The following is a 10,637-nucleotide window of genomic DNA, read 5'->3' as shown; positions in this document are numbered from 1 at the left end:
CAGATCTCTGCGGCCGTCCGGGACGACTGGGCGACCGCGGCCCGCCTGGTTATTGCGTACGAACCGGTGTGGGCCATCGGCGCTGCCGAGCCAGCCCGCGCAGCTTACGTGTCCGACGTCGTCGCCCACCTTCGGAACCTGCTGGCCGAACATGGCCTCGCCGGGCTGCCGATCATTTACGGTGGCTCGGCCAAACCGGGTCTCCTGCCCGAACTGCGGGGCGTGTCAGGCCTCTTCCTAGGCCGCTTCGCCCACGACGCCGCGAACTTCGGGGCGGTACTGGATGAGCGCTGCGGCTGGACGAGGCGCTGGGCTTGCCCGAGGCCCTGGGATTGCCCAACTAACTCGCAGTAGTGTCGTTTTCAGCCCTCAAAACGCAACTACTGCCAGTCAGTTGGGTCTCCACGCTGGCACAGGCCCACAAAGCCGCCCAGCTGCTCCAGCCCTTCCGGCCGGGTCGGCAGGTAGTTTGTCAGCTCCGGTGAGCGAACGACGACGGCGCGCCACTGACCGCGCGACACCGCCACATTGATCCGGTTGCGCGAGAGCAGGAACTCCATGCCGCGCGGCACCTCGGCGGCTGCGGACGCAGCCATGGACACAATCACCACGGGAGCTTCCTGCCCCTGGAACTTGTCCACGGTCCCCACCCGCACACCGCGAAGTCCGGCTGCCCTTAGTTCGTGCTGAATGAGCTGGACCTGGGCGTTGTAGGCAGCCACCACGAGGATGTCCTTTTCGGCCAGCGGCTGCTCCTCGGTTGATTCCCGGGGGTCCAGCCAAGCCAGCCCGAGGTGGGCCCTAACTTGCCGGACTACCTCCGCGGCTTCCTCGGGAGACTGGGTGGAGTTGCCGCCGTGCGGGACGTAGACGCATTCGACGCCGGCCCGAACGCCCGAGAGCCGCCGCTTGGAAGCAGCCGGTGCTGAATGCAGCCGACCATCGTAGGACAATTCCGAAACCGCGGCGCACAAATCCGGTGCATGCGCCACGACGTCGCCAGGAAGTAGCCGAGCTTTGCGGGCAGCGTGTGCGCGCCGTGGGCCAGCCAGCCGAGAGCGGATTCATCGACGGGTTCCGGGTGCTTGCCCTGGGTGACCTGGGGAAGTTGCTGGGGGTCGCCAAGGAGCAGGAGCCGCTTCGTTGCCCGGCTCACGGCGAGGGTGTTGGCGAGCGAGAACTGACCGGCTTCGTCGATCACCAGCAAGTCCAGGGATCCCGGAGGAACGGTGCGGCCCGTCATGGTCCATGCCGTGCCGCCTACCAAGCAGCCTCCCCGCGATCCAAGCAGCCGCTCAATGTCGTCCTTGGCCTGCTGGTCCCAGGGAACGGGGTCGTCATGCTTCATTTCCTTGGCGATGAGCGAAGGATCCACCCCGGCCTTCACTGCGGCGTGCAGCATGTTCTCGACGACGGCATGGGACTGTGCAACAACCCCTACCTTCCAGCCCGCACGCACCAGGCGCTCGACAACATGCGAACCAACGTACGTCTTGCCCGTTCCCGGCGGGCCTTGGACAGCGAGATATGACTGGTCAAGATCCGACACGGCAGCGGTGATGGCATCCACATATGCATCGTCGCCAGGCCCGACGGCGGGCAGTTCCGCAAGCGTGGCCAGCTCGGTGGGACGCGGCGCAACAGATCCAGCGCCGGATCCTTGGGCCACGACGGCAGACTGGAACGCACCCTGATGGCCAGTTCGCTCAAGGCCTTCCTCTGCCCGTCGGTGTTGACCGGAGCATCGGGCGTCAGGGCCATGGGAAGCTGGGAGTATTCCTCGCCACCCTTGGGCAGCCGCTCCGAAATGGTTACGGCATCCGAATCGCCGTCGTCGGGACCCGAAAGCAGGCCGCCGTCATCGAGGCCCTCGGGATCGCCGACCTCGGTCACCTCCGTGCCGGACATTCCCGACCTGCCCAGGGCGCTGACTGCCTTACCGTCGAAAGCCTCCGGCACGGGAGGCTCGTACATCCGGAAGTACTTCTTGCCGGGCGCGAAACCGGAGCCATCGGCTGCGTGGCCGAACAGCCTTACCTTCCGTGCCGGGTTGCTTCGGGGCGTCGGCTTGGCCCAGTCCTCCAGCACGTCGCCGCCCTCCACGATGAAGCAGTCCCTGGTGTCCTCCCATTCGGAGACTGGCCGGTCCAGGCGGTCGAAGTGTCCCCACCAGAATTGCTTGTCCTCACGCCGGTGAAAGCCGACTGCGGCCGCCACCAAGGCCACCGCCCTGTTGTCGTCGGAGCGGAGGGCATCGTCCGGCAAGTCGGCAAGGTACTCGAGGAGGGCTGTTTCCTCGGGCGCGGCCTGGTACTTGTCCGGCTCGGTCTCCGCGGGTAGCCCGGGTCCCGAGGTACCCGGAAAACCGGGTTCAATGGAGCGTTCGGCTGCCAGGCCCAGCAGCCAATTCCGCAGTTCCAGAGTGGAGAGGCAGTCATATTCGTTGTAGTCGGAGATGCCCGCCAGGATCGTTGCCGCTTCATCTTCGCGGTGTGCGTCCCTGGCCGTGCAGTAGTTGGCATAGGCAACCACGGAGGCCCCGGCGTCGGTCACGTCACCCGAGCGCAAATGTTCGCCCATGTACAGGGGCTCCAGTTTCTTGATGCTGTAGGAGTCTTCGGAGATACGGATGCTGTGCCGCACGGTGTCGTAGAGGTCAACCAACACGCCTTCGCGGAGGAGGTTGTCCACGGCGGCTTCGCCAACGGTATGGATGACAGACAGGTTCCGCAGCGCTGTTTTCTCATAGGCCGCGTAGTGGTAGATCCGCATGTCCGGATACTTCATGCGGCGTTCTTCCACGTAATCGAGGAAATCGATGAACGCCTGCCGTTCTTCAGCCCGGGAGTGTGCCCAGAACGGCTTGAACACGGGAGTTCCGCCCGGCTCGGCCGGATTCTCGATCACCCCGAACAAGTACTCCAGTCCCCAGCGGCCCGTTACCGGGTCCTGCCACAGGGGGTCTCCCTCGAAGTCAAAGAAGATGTCTCCCGCGTCCGGCCGGGGGAGCCGGGCCAAGGAGTTGGACTCGAGAACGGAATAGCTGATGCTCTTGGCTGCGCCGGTCTTGTCGGTGTACGTGACGGTGCCATCGGGGGTGGCTGTTCCGGTCTGTAGTCGGGCCTGTTCCTGCAGGCGCCGCGTCACGGAATCGGCGGCGTCGGGCATCTGGGCAAGGGCATCAATGGTGAAGATGCCGTTTTCCATGAGCTTCTTGCGCCGCGTGATTCTCATGCCCGCCACCATCAGCAGGTCCCGGTGGAGGCGCACTTGTTCTTTGCAGTAGTCGCAGCGGCCGCATGCGGTGACTCCGGGTGCGCCCCATTCGATGGGCTCCAGCCGTGATCGGTGCGTGTCCGTCAATGCGAGGAAGCGGTCCCGGCGTTCGCGGAAGACCGGCAAGACGTCGGCGAGCCGGTGGTCGCTGTGCACGTAGTCGAAGCCGCCCCGGCCGTCCGATCCAGCAGACTCCCGCTGAATCGTAGCCCCGAGGACAAGGGTCAGATCCGGGGCCGGTGTGATTCCCGCCTTGAGCAGCTGATCGCCGTAGGCAGCCAATTGCAGCAGGGCCGTGACTTTGGCGTGGCGGGCGAGCTTGGTGTCGTACACCGCGTAGCTGCCATCCTGCTGCTTGACGAGGAAATCGGACCGTCCGTGAAACTGGCCGTCGAAAAACGCGGCCTGGAAGACCACATCCGCGCCCGATCGCAAAGCCTCGATCGATTCCGCATGCTTGGCTTGCAAGGTGGCGCGGTCCATCGCTTCGGCGGGAACGACGTCGAACACGCCCTTGCGCGTGAGCGGATCCCAGGTGCCGAACTCGGCCACGAAACGGTCCAGCACCCTGTGCTCGTGGACGTCGCCGAGCGCGGCGGTGCGCTCCAGCATTTCGTCGACGTCGAAGGCCGGCTTCTGCGAGAGGCCCAGCTTCTCGTCCAACTTGCGCAGCAACTGGTACTCGCAGGTGGAGGCCGTGACGAGGTCGCTGGCGGAAAACACCAAATCCTGCGCTTGCCCTGCATCTACTGAATCGAGAAAAAACACCGTGCCCCCAGACCGTTGAGCTGATGAAGCCAAGCTATCAGTGCGGTCCGACAGTAAGTGGTTGCCCAACAGGGCTTGTTAGCGCTAACATGTGACGCAGGTCAACCGGGGGTGATCTTCGGGGTTTTCTCGACAACGACGTCAACTGCAATCGAAGGACTGAAAGTGAAACTACGGAAGCTTATTGTCGGCGCTGTCGCCGTCAGTATGGCCCTCAGCGTTGCCGCCTGTGGTAGCCGCGGCGCTAGTGCCCAAAGCAGCGGAGGGGACAACAGCGGATCCTTGGTGGGCATTGCGATGCCGACAAAGACCTCCGAACGCTGGATCAAGGACGGTGATGCCATCAAGGCTTCGCTGGAAAAGCTGGGCTACAAGACGGACCTTGAGTACGGTGACGACAAGATTCCACAGCAGGTCCAGCAGATCAGCAACATGATCACCAAGGGCGCCAAGGTGCTGATCATCGCTGCGATCGACGGAACCGCGCTCAGCGACCAGCTGGACAACGCGGCCAAGGCCGGCATCAAGGTCATCGCGTACGATCGCCTGATCAACGGCAACAAGAACGTTGACTACTACACGACATTCGACAACAAGAAGGTCGGGGTCCAGCAGGCCACTTCGCTGCTGGCCGGGCTGGGGATCCTCGATAAGGACGGCAAGGAAACCGGGAAGAAGGGCCCATTCAATGTGGAGCTTTTCGCAGGCAGCCCTGACGACAACAACGCGACCTTTTTCTACAACGGCGCGATGGAGACATTGAAGAAGTACATCGACGATGGCACCCTTGTGGTCAAGAGCGGCCAGACGGGCTTTACGCAGATCGCCACGCTGCGTTGGGATCCCGCGACGGCCCAGAAGCGCATGCAGAACCTGATCGCCAGCACCTACTCGGGCGGCGCCAAGGTGCAGGGAATCCTCTCCCCTTATGACGGTCTCTCGATCGGGATCATCTCCGCGCTGACTGCTTCGGGCTATTCACCCTCGGCATTGCCGGTCATCACCGGTCAGGACGCGGAGGCTGCCTCCGTGAAGTCGATCATCGCCGGCCAGCAATACTCGACGATCTTCAAGGACACCCGCGACCTCGGAAAGCAGGCGGTCACCATGGCCGATGACCTGCTCAAGGGCAAGACTCCCGAGGCCAATGACACCAAGAGCTACGACAACAAGGCCAAGATCGTACCGACCTATCTGTTGCAGCCGGTCGTTGTCACGAAGACGAACTACCAGACCGTCCTTGTCGACAGTGGCTACTACAAAGATTCGGACCTGAAGTAGTCCAGCCTGAACCGTGGTGGTGGCGGACCGTACCGCCACCACCACACTTCTGAGATCCACAGCGTGAAAACGCGAAAGCTAGGACTTGACGTGACGACGAATATTCTCGAGATGCGCGGCATCACCAAGACATTCCCAGGGGTCAAGGCCCTCCAGGATGTTTCCCTTGAGGTCCAGCGGGGCCACGTACACGCGATTTGCGGTGAAAACGGGGCCGGTAAATCAACGCTGATGAAGGTACTTTCCGGTGTCTACCCGGCCGGGACCTACGAAGGCGAAATCCATTTCGAAAACGAGCTTTGCGAATTCAAAGACATCAAAGGCTCCGAGGCCGCAGGCATCGTGATCATCCATCAGGAGCTCGCCCTGAGCCCCTACCTTTCCATCGCGGAGAACATCTTCCTCGGCAACGAACAAGCCAGGAACGGCTTCGTGGACTGGAACAAGACAAACCTCGAGGCCTCAAAGCTACTCGCGCGCGTGGGCCTCAACGACAACCCGATCACCAAGATCACGGATCTAGGCGTGGGCAAGCAGCAGCTGGTCGAAATCGCCAAAGCACTTTCCAAGCGGGTGAAGCTCCTCATCCTTGACGAGCCGACCGCGGCCCTGAACGACGAGGACTCGGCACACTTGCTGCGCCTGATCAAGCACTTGCAGGCCCAGGGCATCACCTCGATCATCATCAGCCACAAGCTCAACGAGATCAAAGCCATTGCGGATAAGGTGACCATTATCCGCGATGGCCGGACCATCGAGACTCTTGACATGCACAAGGATGACATCTCGGAGGAACGCATCATCAAGGGAATGGTGGGCCGGGACCTCGACCACCGCTATCCCGAACACGAGCCATCGATCGGGGAGGAAATCCTGCGGGTCGAGGACTGGACCGTGCACCACCCGGTGGACCAGAGCCGGCAGGTGGTCAAGAACGCGAGCTTCAACGTCCGCGCCGGCGAGATAGTCGGCATCGCCGGACTGATGGGCGCCGGACGCACCGAGCTCGCGATGAGTATCTTCGGCCACAGCTACGGGGCGAAGATCAGCGGCCACGTCTACAAAAACGGTCAAGAGATAAGAACCAACACCGTGGCCGCCGCGATTAATCACGGCATCGCGTATGCCACCGAGGACCGCAAGCACTATGGACTGAACCTGCTGGACAACGTCATGCGTAATGTCTCCGGCGCAGCCCTGGACAAGCTCTCTCGTTGGGGCTGGGTAGACAGCAACAAGGAGAACCTGGTCGCCGAAGGCTATCGACGCAGCATGAAAATCAAGGCAGCTACGGTCGCCGCGGTCACCGGAAAACTCTCCGGCGGCAACCAGCAAAAGGTCGTCCTGTCGAAATGGATGTTCGCCAACCCAGACGTCCTGATCCTGGACGAGCCCACCCGAGGAATCGACGTCGGCGCCAAATACGAGATTTATACGATCATCAACCAGCTGGCAGACGAGGGTAAGGGCATCGTTGTCATCTCCTCCGAGCTGCCCGAACTGCTGGGCATCTGCGACCGGATCTACACCCTCTCGGAGGGCCGGATCACCGCTAACATTCCACGGGAAAAGGCCACTGCCGAGTACCTGATGCAATACATGACCCTAGAAAAGGAAGCCTGATGTTTGCGCTTCGCTCCGCATTGCACTACCTGGCCGGCCAGTTGCGCCAAGTCGGCCTGTTCATCGCCCTGATTGTGATCATCCTGTTCTTCCAGGTCAGCACCAACGGCATCACGCTGGCTCCGATCAACGTCTCGAACCTGATCGTGCAGAACAGCTACATTCTCATTCTCGCCATTGGCATGGTGATGGTCATCATCGCCGGACACATCGACCTCTCCGTCGGGTCCGTGGTCGCCTTCGTCGGAGCAATGTCAGGTGTCATGATTACCCAATGGGGCGTGCCTTGGTGGCTCGCCATCATCCTTTGCCTAGCGATCGGCGCCCTCGTTGGCATGTGGCAGGGCTTCTGGATCGCCTACTTCGGCATACCGGCCTTCATCGTCACCCTGGCCGGTATGCTCACTTTCCGCGGGCTGACCCAGATCGCCTTGCAGAACCAGCAGATTTCCCCTTTCCCGGACGAGTTTCGATCCTTGGGCAGCGGCTTCCTCCCTGACCTAGGGGGCGGCACCTCCGCCCTTGAGCCACTCACAATGATCATCGGCATCGTCGCCACCATTGCTCTGGTTGTGCAGGACCTGCGCCAACGGGCGGCGCGCCGCAAGCACAACCTCGAGGACGAGCCGTTCGCCTGGTTTGTGTGCAAGATGGTCTTCACCGCGTTACTGATCCTGCTCATCACCTATCTGCTCGCAGGCTACCGCGGAACTCCGATCGTGCTCATCGTGCTCGGCCTGCTCACCGTCGCCTATTCAGCCGTGATGGCCAACTCGGTCTGGGGACGCCATATCTACGCTATCGGCGGCAACCGGTTCGCCGCAGAACTCTCCGGCGTGAAGGTCAAACGGGTCACGTTCACCCTGTTCGTGAACATGGGTGTTCTGGCGGCCTTGGCCGGCCTCGTCTTTACCGCGCAGCTGAACCTGGCCAACCCCAAGGCCGGGGACGGCTTCGAACTTGATGCGATCGCCGCGGTCTTCATCGGAGGCGCTGCCGTCACCGGCGGAATTGGAACGGTAATGGGCGCCCTCATCGGCGGCTTGATCATCGGCATCCTCAACAACGGCATGTCCATTCTTGGCGTCGGAACCGAATACCAGCAGCTGATCAAGGGCCTGGTACTTTTGGCCGCCGTCGCTTTCGATGTCTTCAACAAGCGACGCGCGGGAGGGTCGAACGGGAGCGGCCGCCAACGGAGGAAGACTACCCCCCGAAGTGCCCCCAGCGAGGCAAAGACCAGGACACCGGTCGCAAGCGCCTAAGCGAGATGGGCAAAAGCGCAGGTCCCGGCCCAACAGCCGGGGGCCTGCGCTTTTCAGCGCTACGCTGGGGCCAACACGGCAGTCCACGTCCCACTCGCAAAGCCCACCCGTTCCCCCACCTCCTGGAAAGCAGGCTCCGAATGACCCAGTCTGACGCCCAAGCCGCCCAAGATCCCGCGTTCGAAGCCGCGTACCAGGCAGCCCAAAAGAGCCTTCGCGAAGGCGGCATTCCCATCGGCGCAGCTCTCGCCCGTGGTGGGCTGGTGATCGCGAGCGGGCACAACGAACGTGTCCAGAACGGCGATCCCATCGCCCACGGGGAAATGTCGGCCCTCCGCGCAGCCGGCCGGCAGAAGAGCTACCGGGACACCACCCTCTATACGACCCTCGCTCCGTGTGCCATGTGCACGGGCACCATCATCCAGTTCAAAATCCCGCGCGTGGTGGTGGGGGAGGCCCGCACCTTCGGCGGCGAATTCGAGCTGCTGCGGTCCCGGGGCGTAGAGGTGGTGGTCCTCGATGACCAGCGGTGCGTGGACATGATGCGCACGTTCCAGGAAGAGAATCCGGAACTGTGGGCCGAGGACATCGCCGAGTAGGACCGGCGCGAGCAGCGGGAAAACCGGCGAATCAAACGGCATCTGGCCACAGCCAAGGCCCAAGCGTAGGCTGACAGCATCGGCGTCGGTGCCGGGGGTCCGCGTCGATACCCAATCGATCAAGGAGGACTCATGAGTGTTGTGCGCGAATTCATGACCACCAATGCCCAGTGCGTCAAAGAAGAGCAGTCGCTGCGTGACGCGGCTGTCCTGATGCGCGATCTGGACGTCGGTTCGCTGCCCATTTGCGGCAACGATGGAAGACTCAAAGGATTCATCACTGACCGCGACATTGTGGTCAGGTGCGTTGCTGAGGGACTGGATGCTGACCTGCTCACCGCGGCAGATCTCGCCCAGGGCACGCCGATCTGGATCGATGCAGATGCCAGCATCGACGCAGCCATCGACCTGATGGAAAAGCACCAGATCCGGCGCCTTCCGGTCATCACCGATCACAAGTTGGTGGGCATCATCAGCCAGGGCGACATCGCCCGCAACTACACCGAGGAGCGCGTAGGCGAATTGGTGGAGCACATCTCCGCCAAGACCCCCATGGCGCAACTGGGCTAACCGCAAATTCCGCACCCATCAAGCGTCACGGCCCGCGGGCCGTGACGCTTCCGCATGCGGGTCAAGAAGCGCCGGAAGCTAGAGAAACGCTTCCCGCCCGGTGCCTTCCCGCATCACCAGTTCCCCGTCCTCGATGGACACCAGCAGGCTCTTTGCTTTTCCGTGGAGTTTCTTGCTCGCGCTCAGCCGACGGCTCGTGACCTCGACGCCCACGGTGGATCCCTTGGCGGGCAACTCCACGGAGATCTCTGCCGCCATTCCCAGCATCTCCCTGGTCGATACGTCGCGCTCGTGGTGGGCCTCTTTGTGGTTGACGGTGACTTCTACGTCATCTGCGTCAAAGCCGTCCTGCAGGATGATGAGCAGTTCTTGCATGATGCGCCTCTTCCTTGAGTAGCATTCCTGACCGGATCAACGGCGGCTCTTTCCACTACAGCACTCCGCGCCGTCTTTAGGTAGGGCAAAATGTCATGGTGACCCATCTTCCCCAGCCTCAGTCAGCACAGCCCCAGTCAGCAGACGCCGCCATCCACGCATTGATCGCCGAAGAGCTCGGCGTGAAGGCCTGGCAGGTCAAGGCCGCGGTTGAATTGCTTGACGCCGGATCCACCGTCCCGTTCATCGCCCGGTACCGCAAGGAAGTCACCGGGACGCTCGATGACACCCAGCTGCGCGAGCTCGAGGAACGGCTCCGGTACCTGCGGGACCTGGAGGACCGCCGTCGAACGGTCCTTGAGGCGATTGCCGCCCAAGGCAAGCTGACTCCGGAACTGGAGGCCGCCGTCGTCGGCGCCGATACCAAGTCCCGGCTCGAGGACATCTACCTGCCCTTCAAATCCAAGCGCCGCACCAAAGCGCAGATCGCCCGCGAGGCCGGCCTCGAGCCGCTTGCTGATGCGCTTCTCGCGAACCCGCAGCTGGAGCCTGAGCGTGAGGCGGCCAAGTATCTCAACGCTGAGCACTCCATTGACGATGCCTCCGCGGCGCTCGCCGGTGCCCGCTCGATCCTCGTGGAGCGGGTCTCCCAGGACCCTGATCTGGCCGAAACGCTGCGCGAGCGGTTGTGGACGCAGGGCCGGATGGTGTCGCGCGTGAAGAAGGGCCAGGAACTCGAGGGGCACAAGTTCAAGGACTACTTCGAGTTTTCCCAAGTGCCTTCCGGCATGCCCGGCCACCGCGTACTCGCGCTCTTGCGTGGCGAGAACGACGGCGTCCTGGAGCTTGATCTCGCCGAGGCAGAACCAGCCGACGACGA

The 10,637-nt window shown here is 62.5% G+C and carries 8 protein-coding genes and 1 pseudogene; 7 read left to right on the top strand and 2 right to left on the bottom strand.

The features are described from left to right. Positions 1-354, top strand: a 354-nt coding sequence (locus AHiyo1_RS07310; protein WP_172465520.1) for a triose-phosphate isomerase, incomplete at its 5' end; no start/stop codon positions are given. Positions 355-380: 26 nt separating this feature from the next. On the opposite strand, the pseudogene AHiyo1_RS07305 reads toward AHiyo1_RS07310, so the two are convergent. Further along, positions 381-4,044: pseudogene (locus AHiyo1_RS07305) on the bottom strand (TM0106 family RecB-like putative nuclease). 165 nt (positions 4,045-4,209) lie between these two features. Here AHiyo1_RS07305 and chvE point away from each other — a divergent pair. The 5 genes from chvE (at position 4,210) to AHiyo1_RS07280 (ending at position 9,382) form a co-directional block, all read left to right on the top strand. After that, positions 4,210-5,325, top strand: coding sequence for a multiple monosaccharide ABC transporter substrate-binding protein (gene chvE, locus AHiyo1_RS07300; RefSeq protein ID WP_253257199.1), 1,116 nt, complete (start codon positions 4,210-4,212; stop codon positions 5,323-5,325). A 111-nt stretch (positions 5,326-5,436) separates the two neighbouring features. Further along, positions 5,437-6,948, top strand: coding sequence for a multiple monosaccharide ABC transporter ATP-binding protein (gene mmsA / locus AHiyo1_RS07295; protein WP_059388111.1), 1,512 nt, complete (start codon positions 5,437-5,439; stop codon positions 6,946-6,948). After that, positions 6,948-8,213, top strand: coding sequence for a multiple monosaccharide ABC transporter permease (gene mmsB / locus AHiyo1_RS07290; protein ID WP_059388110.1), 1,266 nt, complete (start codon positions 6,948-6,950; stop codon positions 8,211-8,213). The genes mmsA and mmsB overlap by 1 nt, the downstream gene beginning before the upstream one ends. A 140-nt stretch (positions 8,214-8,353) precedes the next feature. Beyond that, entirely contained in the window at positions 8,354-8,812 is a 459-nt protein-coding gene (locus tag AHiyo1_RS07285) for a nucleoside deaminase (RefSeq protein WP_059388109.1), read from the top strand. Between the two features lie 132 nt (positions 8,813-8,944). Further along, positions 8,945-9,382: a CBS domain-containing protein gene (locus AHiyo1_RS07280; RefSeq protein WP_059388108.1), complete on the top strand. Its 438-nt coding sequence runs from the start codon at positions 8,945-8,947 to the stop codon at positions 9,380-9,382. 78 nt (positions 9,383-9,460) lie between these two features. On the opposite strand, the gene AHiyo1_RS07275 is transcribed toward AHiyo1_RS07280, so the two are convergent. Then, positions 9,461-9,757: a hypothetical protein gene (locus tag AHiyo1_RS07275; protein WP_059388107.1), complete on the bottom strand. Its 297-nt coding sequence runs from the start codon at positions 9,755-9,757 to the stop codon at positions 9,461-9,463. Positions 9,758-9,852: 95 nt separating this feature from the next. Between AHiyo1_RS07275 and AHiyo1_RS07270 the strand changes: the two genes are divergently transcribed. Further along, positions 9,853-10,637: Tex-like N-terminal domain-containing protein (locus AHiyo1_RS07270; protein ID WP_275937042.1), on the top strand; the 785-nt coding region annotated here is incomplete at its 3' end.

The organism is Arthrobacter sp. Hiyo1 (assembly GCF_001263615.2).
Taxonomy (GTDB): Bacteria; Actinomycetota; Actinomycetes; order Actinomycetales; family Micrococcaceae; genus Arthrobacter.
The sequence above is the reverse complement of the archived record's forward strand: the minus strand, read 5'-3'. Positions and strand labels throughout refer to the sequence as shown.

Bases quoted from the DNA above. Each gene is read 5' to 3' on its own strand.
- mmsA (WP_059388111.1), top strand. From the start codon at position 5,437: ATGCGCGGCATCACCAAGACATTCCCAGGGGTCAAGGCCCTCCAGGAT.
- mmsB (WP_059388110.1), top strand. From the start codon at position 6,948: ATGTTTGCGCTTCGCTCCGCATTGCACTACCTGGCCGGCCAGTTGCGC.
- AHiyo1_RS07285 (WP_059388109.1), top strand. From the start codon at position 8,354: ATGACCCAGTCTGACGCCCAAGCCGCCCAAGATCCCGCGTTCGAAGCC.
- AHiyo1_RS07280 (WP_059388108.1), top strand. From the start codon at position 8,945: ATGAGTGTTGTGCGCGAATTCATGACCACCAATGCCCAGTGCGTCAAA.
- AHiyo1_RS07275 (WP_059388107.1), bottom strand. From the start codon at position 9,757: ATGCAAGAACTGCTCATCATCCTGCAGGACGGCTTTGACGCAGATGAC.